Origin of the sequence: Porphyromonas canoris (genome assembly GCF_000765975.1) — a bacterium.
GTDB lineage: Bacteria > Bacteroidota > Bacteroidia > Bacteroidales > Porphyromonadaceae > Porphyromonas_A > Porphyromonas_A canoris.
This window is the reverse complement of sequence record NZ_JQZX01000012.1, coordinates 147,462-167,952: the sequence shown is the minus strand read 5'-3', so window position 1 is coordinate 167,952 and position 20,491 is coordinate 147,462. Positions and strand designations below refer to the sequence as shown.

The 20,491-nt window shown below is 46.3% G+C and carries 22 protein-coding genes and 2 tRNA genes; 18 read left to right on the top strand and 6 right to left on the bottom strand.

Features of this window, described 5'->3' with window-relative positions; all coding sequences use genetic code 11:
• Positions 1-12: 12 nt before the first annotated feature.
• Both HQ29_RS07170 and HQ29_RS07165 read left to right on the top strand, forming a co-directional pair.
• Complete coding sequence (locus tag HQ29_RS07170) at positions 13-2,232, top strand: cation:proton antiporter (protein ID WP_052089943.1); 2,220 nt, start codon at positions 13-15, stop codon at positions 2,230-2,232.
• Positions 2,233-2,238: 6 nt separating this feature from the next.
• A complete protein-coding gene (locus tag HQ29_RS07165) occupies positions 2,239-3,765 on the top strand; it encodes an NAD(P)H-hydrate dehydratase (RefSeq protein WP_036868739.1) in 1,527 nt (508 codons plus the stop codon).
• Positions 3,766-4,565: 800 nt separating this feature from the next.
• On the opposite strand, the gene HQ29_RS07160 is transcribed toward HQ29_RS07165, so the two are convergent.
• Positions 4,566-5,225, bottom strand: a complete 660-nt coding sequence (locus HQ29_RS07160; RefSeq protein WP_036868736.1) for a GNAT family N-acetyltransferase — start codon at positions 5,223-5,225, stop codon at positions 4,566-4,568.
• Positions 5,218-6,123 carry a DUF2156 domain-containing protein gene (locus HQ29_RS07155; RefSeq protein WP_036868735.1) on the bottom strand — a complete coding sequence of 302 codons (906 nt, stop codon included), beginning with the start codon at positions 6,121-6,123 and terminating at the stop codon, positions 5,218-5,220. The genes HQ29_RS07160 and HQ29_RS07155 overlap by 8 nt, the downstream gene beginning before the upstream one ends.
• Positions 6,124-6,367: 244 nt before the next feature.
• Between HQ29_RS07155 and rpmB the strand changes: the two genes are divergently transcribed.
• From rpmB to HQ29_RS07095, 13 genes are all read left to right on the top strand, one after another.
• Positions 6,368-6,619: a 50S ribosomal protein L28 gene (rpmB, locus tag HQ29_RS07150; RefSeq protein ID WP_036789944.1), complete on the top strand. Its 252-nt coding sequence runs from the start codon at positions 6,368-6,370 to the stop codon at positions 6,617-6,619.
• 38 nt (positions 6,620-6,657) lie between these two features.
• Positions 6,658-6,846, top strand: a complete 189-nt coding sequence (gene rpmG, locus HQ29_RS07145) for a 50S ribosomal protein L33 (RefSeq protein ID WP_036789941.1) — start codon at positions 6,658-6,660, stop codon at positions 6,844-6,846.
• A gap of 17 nt (positions 6,847-6,863) precedes the next feature.
• A complete protein-coding gene (locus HQ29_RS10205) occupies positions 6,864-7,019 on the top strand; it encodes a DUF4295 domain-containing protein (RefSeq protein ID WP_081966348.1) in 156 nt (51 codons plus the stop codon).
• Between the two features lie 173 nt (positions 7,020-7,192).
• A complete protein-coding gene (gene rpsO, locus HQ29_RS07140) occupies positions 7,193-7,462 on the top strand; it encodes a 30S ribosomal protein S15 (protein ID WP_036790177.1) in 270 nt (89 codons plus the stop codon).
• A 146-nt stretch (positions 7,463-7,608) separates the two neighbouring features.
• Entirely contained in the window at positions 7,609-8,154 is a 546-nt protein-coding gene (locus HQ29_RS07135; protein WP_052089942.1) for a DUF2721 domain-containing protein, read from the top strand.
• Between the two features lie 74 nt (positions 8,155-8,228).
• Positions 8,229-8,300: transfer RNA gene (locus tag HQ29_RS07130), tRNA-Glu, on the top strand.
• Positions 8,301-8,344: 44 nt separating this feature from the next.
• On the top strand, positions 8,345-8,596 hold the full coding sequence (rpsT, locus tag HQ29_RS07125) for a 30S ribosomal protein S20 (RefSeq protein ID WP_036789939.1): 252 nt from the start codon (positions 8,345-8,347) through the stop codon (positions 8,594-8,596).
• 28 nt (positions 8,597-8,624) lie between these two features.
• A tRNA-Glu gene (locus HQ29_RS07120) sits at positions 8,625-8,696 on the top strand.
• A 112-nt stretch (positions 8,697-8,808) separates the two neighbouring features.
• The gene (locus HQ29_RS07115) at positions 8,809-9,366 is read left to right on the top strand and encodes a chromate transporter (RefSeq protein ID WP_036868985.1); all 558 of its coding nucleotides are present in this window, start codon (positions 8,809-8,811) and stop codon (positions 9,364-9,366) included.
• A gap of 5 nt (positions 9,367-9,371) precedes the next feature.
• Positions 9,372-9,902, top strand: coding sequence for a chromate transporter (locus HQ29_RS07110; protein ID WP_036789936.1), 531 nt, complete (start codon positions 9,372-9,374; stop codon positions 9,900-9,902).
• A 155-nt stretch (positions 9,903-10,057) separates the two neighbouring features.
• Entirely contained in the window at positions 10,058-10,318 is a 261-nt protein-coding gene (locus tag HQ29_RS07105; RefSeq protein WP_036789934.1) for a hypothetical protein, read from the top strand.
• Positions 10,319-10,418: 100 nt separating this feature from the next.
• Complete coding sequence (locus tag HQ29_RS07100; protein ID WP_036789931.1) at positions 10,419-11,132, top strand: hypothetical protein; 714 nt, start codon at positions 10,419-10,421, stop codon at positions 11,130-11,132.
• A 12-nt stretch (positions 11,133-11,144) separates the two neighbouring features.
• The gene (locus HQ29_RS07095; protein WP_036789928.1) at positions 11,145-11,786 is read left to right on the top strand and encodes a hypothetical protein; all 642 of its coding nucleotides are present in this window, start codon (positions 11,145-11,147) and stop codon (positions 11,784-11,786) included.
• Positions 11,787-12,097: 311 nt separating this feature from the next.
• Here HQ29_RS07095 and groL read toward each other — a convergent pair whose 3' ends face one another.
• The 4 genes from groL to HQ29_RS07075 form a co-directional block, all read right to left on the bottom strand.
• Positions 12,098-13,726: a chaperonin GroEL gene (groL, locus tag HQ29_RS07090; RefSeq protein WP_036789926.1), complete on the bottom strand. Its 1,629-nt coding sequence runs from the start codon at positions 13,724-13,726 to the stop codon at positions 12,098-12,100.
• Between the two features lie 33 nt (positions 13,727-13,759).
• The gene (locus HQ29_RS07085) at positions 13,760-14,035 is read right to left on the bottom strand and encodes a co-chaperone GroES (RefSeq protein ID WP_036789922.1); all 276 of its coding nucleotides are present in this window, start codon (positions 14,033-14,035) and stop codon (positions 13,760-13,762) included.
• 81 nt (positions 14,036-14,116) lie between these two features.
• A complete protein-coding gene (locus HQ29_RS07080; RefSeq protein ID WP_036868731.1) occupies positions 14,117-15,142 on the bottom strand; it encodes a type I phosphomannose isomerase catalytic subunit in 1,026 nt (341 codons plus the stop codon).
• On the bottom strand, positions 15,132-15,908 hold the full coding sequence (locus HQ29_RS07075) for an acyl-[acyl-carrier-protein] thioesterase (RefSeq protein WP_052089940.1): 777 nt from the start codon (positions 15,906-15,908) through the stop codon (positions 15,132-15,134). Before HQ29_RS07075 ends, HQ29_RS07080 begins: the two co-directional genes overlap by 11 nt.
• A 733-nt stretch (positions 15,909-16,641) precedes the next feature.
• On the opposite strand from HQ29_RS07075, the gene pncB reads away from it, so the two are divergent.
• From pncB to HQ29_RS07060, 3 genes are all read left to right on the top strand, one after another.
• Positions 16,642-17,829 carry a nicotinate phosphoribosyltransferase gene (pncB, locus tag HQ29_RS07070; protein WP_036868729.1) on the top strand — a complete coding sequence of 396 codons (1,188 nt, stop codon included), beginning with the start codon at positions 16,642-16,644 and terminating at the stop codon, positions 17,827-17,829.
• 75 nt (positions 17,830-17,904) lie between these two features.
• Positions 17,905-19,923 (top strand): OPT family oligopeptide transporter, encoded by a 2,019-nt coding sequence (locus tag HQ29_RS07065; RefSeq protein WP_036868726.1) that lies wholly within the window; start codon positions 17,905-17,907, stop codon positions 19,921-19,923.
• 51 nt (positions 19,924-19,974) lie between these two features.
• A complete protein-coding gene (locus HQ29_RS07060) occupies positions 19,975-20,475 on the top strand; it encodes a hypothetical protein (protein WP_036868725.1) in 501 nt (166 codons plus the stop codon).
• Positions 20,476-20,491: the final 16 nt, after the last annotated feature.

The window sequence follows — 20,491 nt, the reverse complement described above, 5'->3', positions numbered from 1 at the left end:
ACCAAAAACAGCATGACAAAACAATCGAACAAACTTAAAGCGTACCGTAAAGAGGGTATATTCTATATTGCACTTATTCTTGCCACTGCTTTACTCTTTGGTTGGATAAGCAGATATACGGATGCCGGACTGTCTCAAGCCGTCGAGAGCCAAGACAACGAGAGTGCGTTTTCTGTTTTTACAGGTTTTGTCAAGCATCATGCCGCGTCCGACTTCGGACTCATGCTGCTTCAGATCATTGTCATTCTGGTTGTGGCAAGAGGATTTGCATGGCTCTTTACAAAAGTAGGACAGCCTGCCGTCATCGGAGAGATCATTGCAGGTATTGCATTGGGTCCTTCTATCTTAGGGCTTATAGCCCCCGGCTTGTTCACCAAACTCTTTCCGGTAGAAAGCATAGACAGCATTGCGCTGTTGAGTCAGTTCGGTCTCATCCTCTTCATGTTCGTTATAGGGATGGAGCTTGATCTGTCCGAAATAAAAAAGAGATTCAGACAGACCGTCGTCATATCCCATGCCGGCATCATCATACCTTTTATACTTGGAGCGGTGGCGGCAGTAGGGCTGTACGGACGATACGCTTCGGAAGAGACTCCTCTGCTTCCGTTTGTGCTTTTCATCGGTATTTCGATGAGCATTACCGCTTTTCCCGTCCTTGCACGTATCCTTCAAGAGCGAGGGGAAATGAAGAGTAACCTCGGCATCATCACACTTGCAAGTGCCGCCAATGGTGATATTACCGCATGGTGTCTCCTTGCAATGATCTTAGCCATCTCCCAAGCAGGATCGGCTGCCAGCATTGTCTTCACCTTATTATTTGCTGCACTCTATCTTTTAGCCATGTTCCTGCTCATCAAACCACTCTTTAAGGTTGTCGGGAATGCCTATACCAATACGGAGATTGTAGGCAAAGGCGTGGTCTCTCTACTCTTTCTCACCATGCTGGTCTCCGCTTATGTTACCGAGCTTCTTGGGCTTCATGCTCTTTTCGGAGCATTTATAGCCGGAGTGATTATGCCCGAAGATCACAAGTTCCGTCGCATTATTACCGAAAAAGTGGAAGACGTAGCGCACTCTATCTTCCTGCCTCTGTTCTTTGTCGTATCCGGCTTACGGACAGAGATCGGTCTCCTCAACAGCTGGGAGTTGTGGTTTGTAACACTGCTTCTCATCCTTGTAGCGGTGGTAGGTAAACTTGGTGGTTCTTACATCGCAGCCAGGGTTGTGGGAGAGAATGTCAAGGATAGCCTCTATCTCGGAATACTGATGAACACCAGAGGTCTTATGGAACTTGTGGTGCTCACCATGGGGTTAGAGCTGGGCATCATCCCTCCCGTTGTTTTTGCCATGCTTGTTCTCATGACTTTGGTAACCACTTTCATGACCACCCCTACAGTATCTCTCATAGACGCCATCTACAAACGAATAGAAAAAGTAAAGCAGAGACGGATTGCCGGAGTACTTCATGTCTTCTTCTCTTTCGGACGGACAGAGACCGGTATGGCTATGATCTACACTCTGCACAGCCTTCTCAAAAAGAGGGTGCATAGCGCCGACATCATGGCTCTGCACATGACTGTCGGAAGTGATATAAACCCCATTCAGGCAAGCGCATTCAAGGAAGCGAGCTTCAAAGAGCTGAACAGATACAAAAAAGAAAACGATATTAAGGTGGAAGAGCTGTATGAAGTCACGGACAATCCCGTTAAGACCATACTGAAACGATCCGAAGAGAGCGAAGCACAACTGCTTCTCGTCGGTGTCGGACACAATCTCTCTGCCCACCCGGACGATAAACAGGTAAGATACCTGGAGGATAAATACAAAGCAAAATTTAAGCTGGGCTCTCCCATCCTTACCGCTCTGTTCAACACCCAACTCCTTCGAGAGAAGACCTCTATCTTCATCAAAGAGCACAAGGGTAATGTCGGTGTGTTGATGGATAAGGGCTTCAAAACCGTTTCCGACAGAGTTCTCATCATCAAGGAAAGCCCCGAAGCATCGGAGCTGATCCATGAAAGATACCAAAAGCTTATAGCCGCCCTTGCAGATGCAAGCTTTGTCCGCTCTGCGGTAGAGTTTTCATCATTGGAAGCAAAAGAGGATGAGCTGAAAAAGTATGACCTTGTAGTTCTGTCGCAAACCACTTGGGAGAAACACTTTGAAGCCTCTCCCGCTCTCATACAACAGCTACCTACCACTCTTATTCTATATCCTAAATCCGACATATAGTAAGCCATGTTAAAGATCTTCGACAGAGAACACATACGCAATATAGAGGAAAATGCCAGAACCGGTTCCAAGATCATCTCTACCAGTACGCTGTATGAGACGATGGGGAATGCGTTTTGTAACCAGTTCAACAGAATGTTCAACGACCAGCGCAAAGTGATTGTCTTTGCCGGTCCATCCCAAAATGGTGCCATCGCACTTGCCATCGCTCGCATACTGTTCAGCATGAACAGAAGTGTGGATGCCTTTCTCCTCAATCCGGGACTCTCTTTAAGCGAAGAGGTTACAATCAATAAGACCAAGCTCCAACAGTGCGGATGTTACTTCATGGAGTTCAACTCCTCCTTCCGTCCACCCCGTCTTTCCGAAAACGACATCGTGATAGACGGACTCTTCGGATCCGAATTGGAAGTCCCCATAGAGGGGGATATGGAGCACGTGGTACACTATCTCAACAGCAAGGCACACACTATCGTCTCGGTGGATATGCCCTCAGGTCTGTTCGCCCAAGACAATTCGCACAACAATCCGGACAATATCATCCGTGCTCATCACACCTTTACGTTCCATGGGGCAAAGCTCTCTCTCCTCCTCTCGGACAACGAAAAGTATGTGGGCAAATGGCGTGTGATCAACTGCGGATTGGAAGAAGATCATCCGCAGAAGAATATCAAGAACTTCATATTTACCACTTCGGACTTAGACAACAACCTTGACTCCAGAGGCACGTTCTGCGACAAAAGAGACTTCGGACACGTTGCTCTCATAGCCGGATCGCAAGGAATGATGGGAGCGGCTATACTTGGAGCCAAAGCGTGTATGCGTACAGGCAGCGGACTCATCACGGTACACGTGCCACAAGGAAAAGATAATCTCATCCATACCACTATCCCTGAAGCGATCGTGGAAACAGATAAAAGCCCCACTCACTTCACGGAAGTACGAAACGTGAATAAGTATTCCGCCATAGCGATAGGCCCCGGATTGGGAACACAGTTCGAGAGTGCCGCCGCTATGGAAAGCCTGCTGAACCAGTACAAGAAGCCCATCATCATAGATGCCGATGCCATCAACATTCTGGCAAGTAACCCTACACTGCTCAACCTGCTCACGCCCGACTCTATCCTTACACCGCATAAAAGGGAGCTGGACAGGCTGGTCGGAGAGTCCGGTTCAGACTATGAGCGTCTCCGGAAAGCCTCGGCATTTGCACAGAGACACAGGGTATATGTGGTGGTCAAAGGTGCATACACCGCCACGTGTCTGCCTCAAGGCGTGATCATCTTTAACCAAACCGGCAATCCCGGAATGGCTACGGCAGGATCGGGCGACGTGCTTACGGGAATGATGTTAAGCTTTTTAGGACAAGGGTTCGACTCCCTGACCTCTGCCGTCTTTGCGGTATTCATACACGGATATGCCGGGGACAGATATGCCGAATCCAACTGTCAGGAAAGTCTCTTAGCCTCGGACATCATAGATTATATTCCTGTGGTGTTCAAGCACTTCAAGAAGTTGCAAAACTATTACTGATCCATTCAGCCCCATAGCGGAGAGGGTGTAGCCGAATAGCTGTTCGGCTACACCCTCTTCTGTTTTTATACTCTTATGAACAGATGTATCACACACTTTTTTCAGCATGACACTATCCTGAAATCCCATGAAAATCCTCACCTTTTTCGCCATCCGAAACAGACTTTCCGATGGGAGCTTTTATATAAAAACGGAAGGCGGTCTCCACGGCTTATCAGATGAGATTTTAGGGTGAATTTTCCTTTTTTGAAGAAGTCATTTTAAGGCAACTTCTTTGTTTACAACCTGATACAACAAAATCGCGAATTTGGGAAAAATTTTTTCTCAGTCCGTTTGATGGGGCTTTTTCGCGTTAATAGGTGTAAATTTTAACACCACCTCATGTGAATGAATCCTAATGCAATTTTGTGCCGAAAAACGACAAAAAAGAGGATAAAATGCTCAAAAACCTAATTATCAACACTATAAGAAAAAATTCCGAACACGTTAATCGAATCCGGTAAACGTGTTTAATGAAATCACTAAACGTGTTCGTTGAAAAATTAAACACGTTAAGCCGAAAGAATATGCNCCGGTAAACGTGTTTAATGAAATCACTAAACGTGTTCGTTGAAAAATTAAACACGTTAAGCCGAAAGAATATGCTCGTTTAGCGTTTTGGGTAAACAGGTATCGGAATTTATGTTAATAAAACAGGCTGATTTAACAAATCCGGATCCCCTCTAAAAACAGGGTGGTCGATCAAAATAGAGAGCTGAAAAAAGTGAGCATTTTTCGGTATGGAATATATAAAAATCCTCTCACAACAGAGGGTTCTGAAGGAGAGGAATACGATCTAAATCCGTATGGCTGTCCGGTAAAAACATCGGGAAAGGGAAAGGTGCGTGCTGTTCCGGAAGATCATCCGGCAGGGGCTGCCGCTCCTCCCACTCTTGATACTGTCGTACCAAAGGATGAGGACGAAGTGCATCGGGATCAAAAAAAGAGGTATCCGCCTTCTCTTGCCACACGGTATGGAGAAGACGAAAACCTCTCTTATTATAATAAGGTATGAGATCTTCGTTTGCCGGAATAAGTATCGCCTCGCATCTGCCCCACTCTTCCTGCCGGCTCTTTAGCGCAAAGGTCAAAAGGCTGCTCATCAGCCCCTCTCCTCTTCGGGAGGAGTCTGTAACAAGAGCATAGAGATAGGCAACGGGAGGAGCATCGACTGGCTCCACATAGAGGTACGGTACGGCTTGCAGTGCTGCCACAACGCGGTCTTTTGCCTCATCCACTGCAACAAAAGAGGTCTGCAAAGGGATGGCAACACACTCTACAAAGTGAGAGAAAAGAGAGTGATAAGGTCCGAAAGCCTCCGTCATAAGCTCTATCATCTCCCGACAGTGCGGATGACTCATCCACGATGTATCGGAAGGAATGCGGTAAAAAGAGATTGAGGAGGCGGAGCTATCAGGCATCGGTGTGGATTATGACAATGTTCTTCTCCAAAAGTATATCCGGCTTGTAGGAGAGTTTGGCCTTTCTCAACCCCTCTATTCCCAAGTCTTCTTCCCTGTTGATATAGGTATATTGTTCCGGGATATGCCGGGCAAACTCACGGTTGATCATTGCAAACGCTTCCGGGATGGCAGGGTCTGCCTTTTCGATGCTGACGTCAAAAGTGTTGCAGTTAATAGGCATCCCCATACTAAAAGCCACGATAGAGCCATTCACTCTTATGGCTCCACCGGTAAGTCCGATGGCTTCTTTCTCTCTCAAAGAGCGGCAGATGATCTCCCTCTCGGCATTGATTTCGTCCGTTTTACCGCTAAGGGCAAACCATTTGTTTTCCAACTCCATACACTCCGTTGCGTTGGAGGCGGTGATGGGTTCATAGATATAGTCCGGATAACTCCTTTCAAACTTATTGATGTGATTACGTTTGGACTGCAGCTTTTTCCCGGAAAGAGAGCACAGTTTCTCCCTCTCGTATATATAATCGTAGTAGTCTCTGTTCGGGAGCAGGCGGTATCTGTTGGGCAGGATCTCGTCCAACAGCTTCAATGAAGGCTCCGTGATGCTCATGAGAAGGAGATGCTCGCCATTGGTACAGCAGTCGCACATCATGTCTGCAAATACATCTTTCAGGTTCTCGACCTCTCCGATGGGCATGAGATACGCAGGTCTTGTACCACCATCCGTCATGAAACGGACGACCATGGCTCCTTTATGAAAGGCAATCTGTGTTTTATAATGGCTGCTCCAATTGTATAGGTTGGCAAAACTGAGGTCGCAATTCTGGTACGGAGACCCCGATACGACCTCCTGTATACGCTCTTTATCTTGTAGTGTTATGGGATGGAAGGCTATCTTCATTCGTTATCTTTTATAGAATAACTTTCAAAATCAGGCACAAAGATAGTGGTTATTATTGCCTTATCCAACAATATTTTGTACCTTTGTCCCCGTTACGCTAAAAACAAATATTCCACATCCAAACACTCCGAAGGAGGTGAGTGTTAGGCCGTAAAGTTTGCAAAAGTCAGAAAAAAGTGCTTACTTTGCGCTCCCTAATACACGCAATTGATTTATTTTAGTAACAACAATAACGATAGCAACGATGTCAAAAATTTGTCAAATAACCGGGAAAAGAGCGATGGTGGGGAACAACGTTTCTCACTCTAAGAGACGCACCAAACGAGTATTCGATGCGAACCTCTTCGACAGAAAGTTCTACTGGGTAGAAGAAGACTGCTGGATCCGCATCAAGGTATCTGCAGCAGGTTTGAGACTGATCAATAAGATCGGTTTGGATGCTGCTTTAAGAAGAGCAGCAGAAAACGGTACTCTTAGAAAGTACACTCTACTCTAATTTGTCTAATCTATTCACTTTAATCCCGAAAATTACTTATGGCTAAGAAAGCAAAGGGTAATAGAATCCAAGTGATCCTTGAGTGTACTGAGCACAAAGAGAGTGGAATGCCAGGAACTTCAAGATATATTACCACGAAAAACAGAAAGAACACCACTCAAAGATTGGAGCTTAAGAAATACAATCCTATTCTTAAGCGTATGACCCTACACAAAGAAATTAAATAACAACACACGTATAAGCTATGGCAAAGAAAGCAGTGGCGTCCTTCAAAACCGGTGACGGGCGTACATACTCCAAAGTGATTCGTATGGTGAAGTCTCCAAAAACAGGTGCTTACGTATTTCAAGAAGAGATGGTACCTAACGAAAACGTAAAAGAAGCTCTTGCGAAGAAGTAATCTTTTCCGTTCCGAAAACAATACGGATATAGAAAAGAGAAAAGCAATCCGGCTTCAACCCTCCGCTTAAGAAGAATGTAGTGGTAAAGCTTCCGAAAGCTGACCGAGGCTTTACATTTGAATTAAGCAAACTATATACATCAAGAAACAACAAAACAAAACATTAGAAAGACATGTATTTAGATTCAGCTAAAAAAACCGAGCTTTTCGAGAAATACGGCAAAGGTACAACAGATACAGGCTCACCTGAAAGCCAAATAGCTCTGTTCACATTCAGAATCTCACACTTGACAGAGCACCTTAAACGCAACCGCAAAGACTACAACACAGAGCGCTCTCTAAAGAGACTTGTGGGTAAGCGTCGCCGTCTTCTCAATTATCTCATCAAGATTGACATTGAAAGATATCGTGCTATAATCAAGGAACTCGGAATCCGCAGATAATAAGAGGAAAAAGATTTCCTTGACACCTATAAAGCAGTAACAATCTGTTACAACATAAAGAGAGGGTGAGTCAAAATCAAAATATTTGACTTACCCTCTCACTTTACAAGACACAACAGGCAATCAACAGAAACAACACAAACGATATGGAGATACTCTCTCTTACTATTCCTGCCTTGATTTTTACCGGCATCTATTCTCTGATACTCTTGTTCTTTGCCAACAGATGTCTTTCCTGCGCATTCGCAGTGGAAAGTCTTCAAGAGCATGCAGAGAAACATCCCGAACGAAATTACATGCACCGGATACAGAGCCTCCACAAGCAGTTGAGACTGATAAAAGCGATGCAAGGCCTCGGAGCTATAAGCTTTCTGATGTGTGTGATCTCAACAATTGCCACACTCGTGAATATAAGTATGCTGGCAATCTATACATTCTTACTGGCTTTGGTGTTGCTGGCAGCCTCTTTTATTGTCTGCCTATTGGAGATTTGGATTTCCACAAAAGCAACTCAAGCCAATCTGGACCGTCTGTTTATCTCCGAGAAAAGAAAGAGACAGAGAACTGCCGAAAGTAAAACAGAAAGCATCCCAACGAAGAAGCGTCGCAGGCCTGCAAAAAACAGGACAAAACAAGAAACGATAGAACCAGCCGGTAGGAGCAAAGAAAATATTATTCAAAAAAGCACATAGGGTTTGCAGGATTAAAAAAAAGTCTCTATCTTTGCATTCGCTAAACCTCCCAAGGAGAGTGCTATAAAGCATTTGGCCCATTCGTCTATCGGTTAGGACGCAAGATTTTCATTCTTGAAAGAGGGGTTCGATTCCCCTATGGGCTACTAAAAGAAAATAAACTAAAGATCATTAGATAGAAAATTTAGACATGGCAAATCATAAGTCTGCACTTAAAAGAATAAGACAATCGAGAGCACGTCGCTTGCGCAACCGCTACTATGCTCGTACTATGCGTTCTTCTGTTCGCAAGTTTAGAGCTCTTACAGATAAAGCTATTGCACAAGAGAGACTTCCGGAAGTGGTTTCAATGCTTGACAGAATGGCCAGCAAAAGACGTATTCACAAGAATAAAGCTGCCAATCTTAAGTCTAAGCTGACTCGCTTCGCAAATAGCCTATAACAGCATCAAGTAAGAAGACTTTCTTCTTGGCCCATTCGTCTATCGGTTAGGACGCAAGATTTTCATTCTTGAAAGAGGGGTTCGATTCCCCTATGGGCTACTTACAATAAGACAAATACTGGCTTGTTCTCTCGTTGGGAGGACGAGCCTTTTTGTTTGTAAAGGCATTCTACCCTAAAGAAGTAACAACGATCACTCAAGAGAAAACTCTTATGGTATCTCTTTGGAAACTTTTCCGAACATTCTTTTTAATAGGCGGCTTCACCTTCGGGGGAGGTCATGCCATGCTTCCTCTCATACAAGAAGAGATCGTCAACAAGAAAAAATGGCTGACAGATAAGGAGTTCATAGATCTCTTTGCCGTTGCACAGTCTCTTCCCGGAGTCTTTGCCGTGAATATGGCAATATTTATAGGCTACAAGCTAAGAGGCCCGATAGGAGCAGTGGCTTGTGCTCTTGGGGCAACACTACCATCTTTTCTGATCATTCTTATACTGGCTCTTTTCTTCTCTCAAATCAGAGAGAATGAGTATGTGGAGCGAGTGTTCAAAGGCTTACGTCCGATAGTTGTGGCAATGATAGCTGCTCCAGTATTCCAAACATGGAAAAGACTGCATCTTCCACACACGACAATCTGGATTCCGATAGCTGTTGCCATTGCAGTCTGGTACTTCGGAGTATCTCCCGTGATAGTCATTATTGTAGCCGGAGCTTTGGGCTACATCTATACGGAACATATCCGGAGAAGACTTCATCCCAATAAAGAATAACCGACATGATCTATTTGGAGCTGTTTTACGTCTATCTCAAACTCGGATTCTTTGGCTTTGGCGGAGGGTATGCCATGCTTTCCCTTATACAGGATGAAGTAGTGGTAAAACACCAATGGCTGACCGCTCAAGAGTTTACAGACATTGTCGCCATCTCTCAAATGACTCCCGGACCGATAGGGATCAATAGTGCCACCTACATAGGATACGTTGTTACCGGATCTGTTTGGGGCAGTGTCCTTGCCACGTTGTCGGTAATGCTGCCTTCGTTCCTGCTGGTATTCATCATCTCCTACTCCTTCTCTCGGTTTGCCAACAACAGGCATGTGGAAGCTGTATTCAAAGGGATAAGACCTGCCGCCATCGGGCTTATTGCTGCAGCGGCACTGCTTCTGTGCAACAGCGAAAACTTTATAGACTACAAAAGCATCCTCTTTTTTGCTGTTGCTCTCATCATTACCATTAAGAAACTTTTGCATCCGATTCTTACCATTATTATAGGCGGAATCATAAGTTTTATTGTTTATAGCATATAACGAATTGCTTCATGTTTACAGCACATTATAGTAATGGCAAGGAATTTATACGATTTGATAAAAATAAATTACCAAACTCTTGGTGCAATGAATATAATGAAGTAATTTTGCACCCATAGAAGTATTGTTCAATATATAACTCTCAAAAAAAAGTTATGAAAGCGAAATTTATCAAAGTTGCTTTGGCTGCTATTTTCACAGTAGCTTTGGCTTCTTGTACAGGTAACAAGTCTGCAGAAACTACAACTGAAGAAACAGTTGCTCCTGTAGAAGTAGTAGAAGTAGTAGAAACTCCGACAGATAGCCTTGCTACTTGCGAAGGTAAGGAAAACTGCGAGCACAAAGAAAACTGCGAAGGTAAAGAAAACTGCGAGCACAAAGAAGGCGAAGCAGACTGCTGCAAGGACAAGAAGTAAGACTTAAAACAAGATCTCTAAGATCTGTTTTGGAATAAGAGAAGCGGAATGCGATAATATCGTAGTTCCGCTTTTCTTTTACCCTAAAAAGTCCTCTGTTATGGAGAGACAGCTCTTGGGGAAAGAAGACGAAGATAAAGACCTTATCTTCGGAAGTGATACAAGAAACAGACAACAGCAAATGAAAAAATTCATCTTAATACTCTCCCTCTGCCTGATCTCCTTTGTGGTTCACGCGCAATCCGATCCGAAGACAGACAAGCAGATAGCTTCGATCCGAGCGGCATATAATAAAGCAACGCAAATGGCGATGCACTCCGCAGCGAAGAAAGATAAAGAGAACTGCATGACGCTGACCATGTCTCGCAATATGCCGGGCAGCGGACTGTCGCGACTCACTACGGAGTTTTTCTTCATTCCCGGTACGGATGAGGAACATCCCTTCAATGAGCTTTATCTCGTCCGCACGTCTTGGAACTACGGAACGGAAAAGTTTTACCGCGAATTTCTATTCGACCCCAAGAGCGGCGATCTGTTGTTTTCCTATTACAAGGGCAACGAGACAGAAAGCAATGCCTCCTCCGAAAGTCTGCCGGCAAGTGTCGAGAGGCGGATCTACTACGCCGGGACAAAAGCCATCCGGTACACCACTATCACGACACCTTTGGATCCTCAGACCCGAAAGCCTCTTCCGAACGGGGCAAAGCAGAAGCAAGAAGGAGCAAAGCCGCTGCCAAAGCTTCTTTGGGATGATGCGGAAATCTCCCGATCGTTCTATGACACCTTCAACAATGTCTCCAATGTCGAATTCTAAACGCCTTATCTCATGAAGCAAACCGCTCTTTTTCTCCTTCTTTTCGCGCTTTCTTTTGCCGTTCATGCTCAGCCCTCTGCCGTCAAGACGCACATTCAAAAGGTTGAAAAGATCCGCAAAGCTCTTGCTGAAACCATTCGACAGTCGAAAGACGAGCCTCATGTCATCAACGTCATGGAGATAAATCTCCGGAGCAGATCTCCCGAAGGAGAGATCATTCAGGAGAAAGTAAAATGTTTTTTCGGGCTTGAATGGGAAAGCACACTCAAGGAAAGAGGGATCGAAACGGCAGGAATTCCGGGATGTAAGTTCATCTACTTTCCTTATCTGATTCGCAGGGAGTGGAGTGTCGAGAATGAAAAATTCACCTATGAATACCTGTTCGACAACTCGGACACGCCTCATCTCATCCACGCTCACTATGCCGTAACCGATCTTGCCACCGGCGCTCCTCATCAGGAAGTGCACAACTATTACAATCACGATGGACTTCTGTGGGGAGAGAGCCGCGAGTTTGATCCGGAGACACATCAGGTAGTGCTGACCACCGAGTCCGTATCCATCGACAGCGACCTCACCGGAGCAGCCTTCGAGCTACGTTTCGCCACCCTCTTTGCCAAGACTCTTCAGAAGTTCGCTTGCAATATTCGCTGACGTTTCCGGCTGAAGAAACGGACAAATACTGAAGTAAAAAGAGCAGTTTTTCGCTTGACAAAAGTGGGGAACTGCTTTTATAATATGCTCCCAACAGCTTTCCGAGTCCGAAGTTTGAAATATAGAATTGTTCATTATCAATCCAACTTTTCATCAAGCACTTTTCAGGTATTAGTCCGTTGCCTCCAAAATTTTCATTGCTCCCTTTCGGAGCAGTTCTGCGTGCCTGCCAGGCAGAAATAGAAAAAGGGCTGCCTCCCTTCTGATTCGGGAAGCAGCCCTTCGTGTTGATGATATTTTCTTCCGGTCTGTTACATCATTCCGCCCATACCTTGCGGCATTGCCGGCATGGCAGGCTCTTCGGACTTGATGTCGGTAATGACGCACTCGGTTGTAAGGAACATGCTGGCGATGGATGCGGCATTTTCAAGAGCAACACGGGTAACCTTTGTGGGGTCGATGACGCCGGCTTCGTACAGATTGACGAACTGCTCTGTGCGAGCGTTGTAGCCGTAATCGGCTTCGTGTTCTTTCACTTTCTGAACGATGACTGCTCCTTCTTTTCCTGCATTTGCCACGATCTGACGAAGAGGTTCTTCGATGGCACGTCTGATGATCTCTATTCCGGTGTTTTCGTCATCGTTCTCACCCTTGAGACCTTCGAGAGCTTTCGCGGCACGGATGTAAGCGATACCGCCTCCGGGCACTGTTCCCTCTTCCACAGCGGCACGGGTTGCGCTCAGAGCATCCTCTACCCGGTCTTTCTTCTCCTTCATTTCCACTTCGGAAGGTGCGCCGACGTAAAGGACAGCCACACCGCCGGAAAGTTTGGCAAGACGTTCTTGTAGCTTTTCACGATCGTAGTCGGACGTAGTAGAGTCCATTTGAGCACGTATCTGAGCCACTCTTGTTGCGATGTCTTCTTTGGATCCTGCACCGTTTACGATAGTGGTGTTGTCCTTGTCGATCGTAACTTTTTCTGTCGTGCCAAGCATCTCCATGGTTGCGGAGTCGAGCTTGAGACCCTTCTCTTCAGAGATAACGGTACCGCCGGTAAGGATGGCGATGTCTTCCAACATAGCCTTGCGTCTGTCTCCATAACCCGGAGCTTTCACGGCACATATCTTGAGAGAACCGCGGAGACGGTTCACCACAAGGGTTGCCAACGCTTCACTCTCGATGTCTTCGGCAATGATAAGAAGAGGTTTGCCTGTCTGTACCACCTGCTCAAGGATAGGAAGAAACTCCTTGAGAGTGGAGATCTTCTTGTCTGTGATAAGAAGATATGGGCTGTCGAACTCTACGGTCATCTTCTCTGTATTGGTCACGAAGTAGGGAGAGATGTAGCCTTTGTCAAACTGCATACCTTCCACCACCTCTACCGTGGTCTCTATTCCTTTCGCCTCTTCCACTGTGATGACGCCCTCTTTCTTTACCTTGCGCATCGCTTCCGCAATGAGAGCACCGATCTTCTCGTCTCCGTTGGCAGAGATCTTCGCTACGTGTTCGATCTTAGCCAAGTCGTCGCCGATCTCTTTGGACTGAGAGCGAAGATGCTCCACAACCTTCTCCACTGCTTTATCTATACCGCGCTTGAGATCCATCGGATTGGCTCCGGCGGCAACGTTCTTCAATCCCACCCCGATGATGGCTTGTGCAAGCACGGTAGCTGTCGTTGTTCCGTCTCCGGCATCATCGTTGGTCTTGGAAGCCACCTCTTTCACAAGCTGTGCTCCCATGTTTTCAAACGGATCTTCCAGCTCGATCTCCTTCGCAACAGATACACCGTCCTTGGTGATGTGCGGTGCGCCGAACTTCTTATCCAATATCACGTTGCGTCCCTTGGGACCGAGTGTTACCTTCACTGCATTGGCAAGAGCGTCCACACCTCTCTTTAGCAGGTCTCTTGCTTCTATATCGAATTTAATGTCTTTTGCCATGTCTTTATCTGATTCTGTTTATCTGTTCTTTCATTACTTCTCTACCACTGCAAGTACATCGGACTGCTTCATGATAAGCAGCTTTTCGCCACCGAACTCGATCTCTGTTCCGGCATACTTTCCATACAGTACTTCATCACCCACAGCCAGTACCATCTCTTCATCCTTAGTGCCTTGGCCTACGGCTTTCACTACTCCTCTCAGAGGCTTTTCCTTTGCACTGTCCGGAATGATAATGCCTGAAACTGTCTTCTCTTCTTGAGCAGAAGGTAGGATCACTACTCTATCTGCAAGCGGTTTAATGTTCATAGATTTTGAATATTATGTTATTTAAGTTTTATGTCTATCGTCTTACTTCTCCAAATGTATGCCACCGGCTCAAAGCGGAAACTAACATGACGGTTCTGTCAGTCCCCGTGCCACTCCGGGAACAAAGCACTCCATCACTCTTGCTCCTGCCTTCGAGCGAAGTGTTAATGCACGGCAAGATGCCGGAACAAGTATCGTGCTCCCTATCCTGTATGAGCTTTTCTGTCCGTCAGCTTCCAGCTCCACATCTCCCTCCACTACCATGCAGACCGTGAAAGAGTCTCTTTCGGCAAGAGAGATATGTACCTCTTCTCCCCGAAGCTGAACGATAGAGGTAACAAAGTATGGCGACTCCACAACCTGCTTATGCTCGGACAGATCGGGAGACATATCGTATTGCGTGCGATAGTCTGACGATACCGAATAGTCTATGACATCCTTGGCAAGCTCCGTGTGCAACTCTCTCTCGTTCCCGTCCGCATCTTTCCTTTTGTAGTCGTATATCCTGTAAGTGATGTTGCTGTTCTGCTGTATCTCCGCCACCAGACAGCCACTGCAGATGGCATGGATACGTCCGGCAGGAAGGAAGAAAAGGTCTCCCTTGTTTACCCGATAGCTTGCCAACGCATCGGCAATGGAACCATCTTCGGATCTTGCCACAAACTCCGTTTCGGAGATCTTCTCTCTGAAGCCGGTCTTTAGCGTAGCATCCGGAGCAGCATCCACCACATACCACATCTCCGTTTTACCAAAAGAGTGGTGTCTCTGCTGGGCTATCTCATCGTTCGGATGCACCTGTATGCTCAGGTCGGCTGCGGCATCTATGTATTTAATAAGGAGGGGGAAGTTGTCTCCATACCTTTCGTACACCTGCCTGCCCAGCAGTTCCGATCCGTATTCCGAGATCAGATCCGAAAGCAATCGTCCTTTAAGAGATCCTTCGGCTACTACCGAGATACTTCCCGGAATGAGTGAAATCTCCCAGCTCTCCCCTATCTTCTTCTCCGAAGAAGGCAGTCCCTTGAATGGTTCGAGCCTGTGTCCACCCCAGATAATCTCTTTCAGGATGGGAACGAACGTCAGCGGATAAAGTTTATTATTGTTCATGACTCTCTTTTAGCTTTAGTTTGATACAAAAATGGGGTGCTTCTCCCTCTGCGGAAGAGATCATTACGGCATATCCCTGCCCCGATGGAGCATAGTGCGTGATAAGCTCTGCACCATAGGCTGCCTCTGCTATGAAGTGAATATCCACCTCTTGAACCTCTCGGCGGAGTACTTCGTCCACCGGTAGAGTGTTCATTGCCATCGTTACCCAAATGGCACTGTTCACATGGTTGTTGATGTCCAGATCGGAGTATCTCACCTTATGATCAAGCCCCACAATCTTACTCTCCTCTTCCTCTCGTCCCCATACGCTCCGTGCCGGCACAGGCATCTCCACCCCTTCCGGTGCAGATACCACCACTTCTTTGGTCAGAATATGGGTGAGCGGGATAGCTCTTCTGGACTGCATATCCATAGCCACCCAGTAGCTCGTTGCGGTACAGATGAGCTTCTCTCCCTGATGCACCATGAAGTTACGAGTAGTCTTCACTGCCCCTACATCTGTCACGAATGTGGTTATTTTGAATGAGGCATCATGGTTTAACGGCTGCTCGAAATGTATGGAAAGGCGATGCAATGCCCAAGTATAACCTTGCTCCTGCAACTTCATCACGCCAAATCCGTAGCGATTGGCATGAAGTCCGGCCGTGTGAATAAGTCTGCTCACCAGCTTGCTCAAGGGAAAGCGACCTGCGGCATCCAGATGAAACGTCCAAAGCTGAAACTCCTCTTGTATGACGTAAGGAGCAATTTCGGTAGAAATCATAAGCGATACTGTTTTTTTTGATTCTGCTCCGACAAATTTACATAGAAAAGATGTTTCTTCATAATAGAGTCTTTCGCCCTTTTTCGGAAGGCTGTTTTTATATATTCCATACCAAAAAATGCTTGTTTTTTTCTTACTCTCTATTTTGATCGGAGGGAGCGTTTTCAGAGCACGACCGAATTGTTAAACTCGGGCTGTTTTATTAACACAAATTCCGATACAGGTTCACTCAAAACGCTAAACGAGCATATTCTTTCGGCTTAACGTGTTTAATTTTTCAATGAACACGTTTACCGATTTCATTAAACACGTTTACCGGATTCGATTAACGTGTTTAGAATTTTTAGCTATAGTACTGACAGATAACTATTTATGCTTTTCTGCCTCTTTTTTGCTCTTTTTTGCCCTAAAAGTGCATTAGAATTTATTTACAAACAATGGTGTTAAAATTCACCTATATTAACGCGAAAACAGCCCTTGAATCCGACCAAGGAGAGCGTTGATCAGAAATTCGCGATTTCTCATACCGCATTGGCTTCAAGCAGATTAAGGCACATTTCTCCCATTTACCTCTAAAAATCCGCAATGAGATACTCTGCTTCGGAGGGCGAAACCGGGAGACCGTTTTTATATAAAAGCTCCCTGAAAAACCTCTCCCGAAAGAGTGCAGCCGGACAATATCTATTAGACAATAAATAACTATCTTTAGCGATATTATTTCAGATCAACAGAGATGAGCGGTATCATTAAAAGCATTCTGGACACAGACTTGTACAAGTTTACCACAGGGTATGCGTACTCCAAGCTGTTCCCACGCGCAAAAGGAGAGTTTCGTTTTGTGGATAGAGACGAAGTGGTCTATCCCAAAGGATTTGATACACTGGTGAGAGAAGAGATACAGAAGATGTCTCTCCTCTGTCTCACTCCCGAAGAGGAGACTTTCCTCTACAAAATGCTCCCTTATCTGCCTCCGACCTACATAGACTTTCTGAAAGGGTACAGATACAATCCGGAAGAGATAGAGGTCTGGATGGATGAGAAGAATCACCTGCATATCGTAGCCAGCGGACTCCTCTACCGCATCACTATGTGGGAAACACCTATACTGGCTCTTGTCTCCGAACTCTATTTCAGAGTAACGGGAGCCACTCCGGACTGGGTTCATATTCGGAACGAGACCCGAAGGAAGGCAGAAGAGATAGCCAAACACGAGATACAGACTTCGATATTCGGCATGAGACGCCGGTTCAGCTCCGAAGTGGAAGACAAGGTAACAAGCATCCTGAAAGAGCATGCCGGCAACTATCTCTTCGGTACATCCAATGTCTACTACGCCATGAAGCACAACCTGCGAGTATCGGGTACGCATCCTCACGAGTGGATACAGTTTCACGGAGCGATATTCGGCTACAAGATGGCAAACTACATGGCTATGGAGCACTGGATAGATGTTTATGATGGAGATTTGGGCACAGTCCTCACAGATACCTATACCACCGATGTCTTCATGCGAAACTTCTCGAAAAAACATGCCATGCTCTTCACCTCCATAAGGCACGACAGTGGCGACCCGTTCGGATTCGTGGAAAAAGCGATCTCCAGATACAAAGAGCTTCGTGTGGATCCGCAGATCAAGTATATCGTATTCTCGGACAGCCTCAACATAGAAAAGGCAAAGAAGATCAAAGCATACTGCTCCGGCAGGATAGGTGCCACGTTCGGTATAGGGACGAACCTGACAAATGATGTCGGGAACGGCATCAAACCGCTCAACATAGTGATGAAGCTGTTCCGCTGCCAGATTACCTCCTCTCAACCATGGTATAACTGTGTCAAGCTTTCCGATGTCGATGGAAAGCACACAGGTGACAAACGCGAGATAGAGCTGGCACAACGCACGCTGCTGATAGGCATGCCTTGAGGCCCGTACGGCTAAAACGAAACAGCCGATGCAGGCGACCTCTCTTTTGTATTACCTAATCAAAAACAGATACTTATGAGTAAAACTTCCTCTTCCGACGATCCGATAAAAGGATTACCGGAAAATGCTTTCAGAGAACTCAAGCCGGGAGAAGAGTACGTCCCGGTAGTGCCGGAACACAAGTCTATTCCGAATGTAACGGTTTGGTCTGTACTCTGGGGTGTGCTTATGGCTGTGATATTCAGTGCAGCCGCTGCCTATCTGGGACTAAAGGTAGGACAGGTTTTTGAAGCCGCAATCCCCATTGCCATCATTGCCGCCGGACTGTCGTCTGCAACCAAGAGAAAAAATTCTCTGCACGAGAATGTCATCATTCAATCTATCGGTTCAGCCTCCGGAGTGGTAGTGGCAGGAGCCATCTTTACGCTGCCTGCCATCTACATCTTGCAAGAGAAGTATCCGGAAATGACCGTGAACTTCTTGCAGATCTTTATCTCTTCCCTGCTTGGAGGAGTATTGGGTATCCTGCTTCTGATACCTTTCCGCAAATATTTTGTCAAGGAGATGCACGGGAAATATCCGTTCCCCGAAGCCACTGCTACCTCTCAAGTGTTGATCTCGGCAGAGAAAGGCGGTGCACAAGCCAAGCCTCTTCTTTTGGCAGGTATTATCGGTGGGCTCTACGACTTCCTTGTCTCCACTCTTGGGCTGTGGCACGAAGAGATATCTTCCCGTATGGTGAGCATGGGTAACGCCATAGCGGACAAAGCCAAGCTGATATTCAATATCAATACAGGGGCTGCGGTGCTCGGTCTTGGGTTTATAATAGGTCTGAAGTACTCCTTTATTATATGTGCCGGCTCGTTCCTGATATGGTACATCATCGTTCCGGCTATGTCTCTGATCTATCCGGACACACTCCTTACGTTTGGAGACCCGAACATAACTGTACCTGTTGGAAGCATGTCGCCCGAAGAGATCTTTAAGATCTATGCCCGGAACATTGGTATAGGGGGTATCGCCACTGCCGGAATCATAGGTATCATAAAGAGTAGAAAGATTATCGTATCTGCCCTTGGACTTGCAGCGAAAGAGATGAAGAGTAAGCCGGAAGCATCCGCCGGTGCTGCAGCGACAGCAGAGAAGAGGATAGATAAGGATATACCGATGAAGATTATTGCATGGGGTACTATTCTGGCTCTTGGTGTTACGGGGATATTCTTCTATCTCGGTGTTGTTCAAAATCTGATGCATGCCGTAGTGGCTCTGCTTTTGGTGGCAGTTATCGCATTCCTGTTCACTACCGTTGCGGCAAATGCAACAGCCATCGTAGGTTCCAATCCGGTATCGGGCATGACCCTTATGACCCTTATCCTGGCTTCTCTTATCTTAGGAGTGGTCGGACTTAAAGGTCCTCACGGCATGGTCTCCGCTCTTATCATCGGAGGTGTAGTGTGTACGGCACTCTCTATGGCGGGCGGATTCATCACCGACCTCAAGGTTGGGTATTGGCTTGGAGTATCTCCAAAGTCGCAAGAGAGTTGGAAATTCTTGGGTACTCTTGTCTCTGCCGCTACGGTAGGAGGGGTTATCATGGTGTTGAACAAGACCTACGGTTTCACCTCCGGTGCTCTTGCGGCTCCTCAAGCCAATGCAATGGCTGCGCTGATAGAACCGATGATGCAGGGAGCTTCGGCAAAGTGGGCGTTATACGGCATCGGAGCCGCTATTGCTCTCGTTCTCAACTTTGCAAAAGTGCCGACACTTCCTTTTGCTTTGGGTATGTTCATTCCGCTCCAACTCAATACGCCTCTGCTTGTAGGCGGTCTTGTGAGCTGGTTTGTAGGTAGCAGAAGCAAAAATAGCGACCTCAACAAGGAGCGTGTAGAGAAAGGAACTCTCATAGCTTCCGGATTCATCGCCGGAGGTGCTCTCATGGGTGTGGTAAGCGCAATACTCAGATACTACGAGGTGAATATCTTCCAAACAGAATGGAACGCCAATCCTTGGTCTCAAGCATTGACTGTACTGATGTACTTTGCCATCATATTCTTCTTCGTGAAGATCTCTCTTAGGGTGAAAAGTAAACACTGATCGATAAATAAGGGCGGATAGAAAGATCTATCCGCCCTTTCTATATTATATATGTATATAACCGAAGCAAAACCGGAGCATATCCCCGAAATATTACGAGTACTGAATGCGGCTCGTATCTTTATGTGTCGGAATGGGAATCCTACTCAATGGGCAGAGGGCTACCCGTCTAAAGTGATGATAGAAGAGGATATCCGTCTGGGAGTAGGGTATGTCATCTTAGAGACAGAGCAGTCGGGGCAGCCCTCCGGGTACTTTGTCCTGATGGATGGACCGGATCCGACCTACTCCGAGATATACGATGGGGCTTGGTCTTACGATAAACCTTATGGCGTTATTCACCGTCTGGCTTCGGATGGTTCGCTTAGAGGGATCGCCTCTGCCGTTTTTGACTTTGCTGCCTCCCGCTATCTCTATCTCCGCATAGATACACACCGAGACAATGCCGTACTGCAACAGATCTTGAAACAACACCTTTTCGCCTATTGCGGTATCATATATCTGGCAAATGGTTCTCCCCGATTGGCATTCGACAAACTGCTCTCTCCCTAAAAACTACATTCTTCTC

Coding starts and splice junctions, on each gene's coding strand:
- HQ29_RS07170 (WP_052089943.1), top strand. CDS start 13: ATGACAAAACAATCGAACAAACTTAAAGCGTACCGTAAAGAGGGTATA.
- HQ29_RS07165 (WP_036868739.1), top strand. CDS start 2,239: ATGTTAAAGATCTTCGACAGAGAACACATACGCAATATAGAGGAAAAT.
- HQ29_RS07160 (WP_036868736.1), bottom strand. CDS start 5,225: ATGCCTGATAGCTCCGCCTCCTCAATCTCTTTTTACCGCATTCCTTCC.
- HQ29_RS07155 (WP_036868735.1), bottom strand. CDS start 6,123: ATGAAGATAGCCTTCCATCCCATAACACTACAAGATAAAGAGCGTATA.
- rpmB (WP_036789944.1), top strand. CDS start 6,368: ATGTCAAAAATTTGTCAAATAACCGGGAAAAGAGCGATGGTGGGGAAC.
- rpmG (WP_036789941.1), top strand. CDS start 6,658: ATGGCTAAGAAAGCAAAGGGTAATAGAATCCAAGTGATCCTTGAGTGT.
- HQ29_RS10205 (WP_081966348.1), top strand. CDS start 6,864: ATGGCAAAGAAAGCAGTGGCGTCCTTCAAAACCGGTGACGGGCGTACA.
- rpsO (WP_036790177.1), top strand. CDS start 7,193: ATGTATTTAGATTCAGCTAAAAAAACCGAGCTTTTCGAGAAATACGGC.
- HQ29_RS07135 (WP_052089942.1), top strand. CDS start 7,609: ATGGAGATACTCTCTCTTACTATTCCTGCCTTGATTTTTACCGGCATC.
- rpsT (WP_036789939.1), top strand. CDS start 8,345: ATGGCAAATCATAAGTCTGCACTTAAAAGAATAAGACAATCGAGAGCA.
- HQ29_RS07115 (WP_036868985.1), top strand. CDS start 8,809: ATGGTATCTCTTTGGAAACTTTTCCGAACATTCTTTTTAATAGGCGGC.
- HQ29_RS07110 (WP_036789936.1), top strand. CDS start 9,372: ATGATCTATTTGGAGCTGTTTTACGTCTATCTCAAACTCGGATTCTTT.
- HQ29_RS07105 (WP_036789934.1), top strand. CDS start 10,058: ATGAAAGCGAAATTTATCAAAGTTGCTTTGGCTGCTATTTTCACAGTA.
- HQ29_RS07100 (WP_036789931.1), top strand. CDS start 10,419: ATGGAGAGACAGCTCTTGGGGAAAGAAGACGAAGATAAAGACCTTATC.
- HQ29_RS07095 (WP_036789928.1), top strand. CDS start 11,145: ATGAAGCAAACCGCTCTTTTTCTCCTTCTTTTCGCGCTTTCTTTTGCC.
- groL (WP_036789926.1), bottom strand. CDS start 13,726: ATGGCAAAAGACATTAAATTCGATATAGAAGCAAGAGACCTGCTAAAG.
- HQ29_RS07085 (WP_036789922.1), bottom strand. CDS start 14,035: ATGAACATTAAACCGCTTGCAGATAGAGTAGTGATCCTACCTTCTGCT.
- HQ29_RS07080 (WP_036868731.1), bottom strand. CDS start 15,142: ATGAACAATAATAAACTTTATCCGCTGACGTTCGTTCCCATCCTGAAA.
- HQ29_RS07075 (WP_052089940.1), bottom strand. CDS start 15,908: ATGATTTCTACCGAAATTGCTCCTTACGTCATACAAGAGGAGTTTCAG.
- pncB (WP_036868729.1), top strand. CDS start 16,642: ATGAGCGGTATCATTAAAAGCATTCTGGACACAGACTTGTACAAGTTT.
- HQ29_RS07065 (WP_036868726.1), top strand. CDS start 17,905: ATGAGTAAAACTTCCTCTTCCGACGATCCGATAAAAGGATTACCGGAA.
- HQ29_RS07060 (WP_036868725.1), top strand. CDS start 19,975: ATGTATATAACCGAAGCAAAACCGGAGCATATCCCCGAAATATTACGA.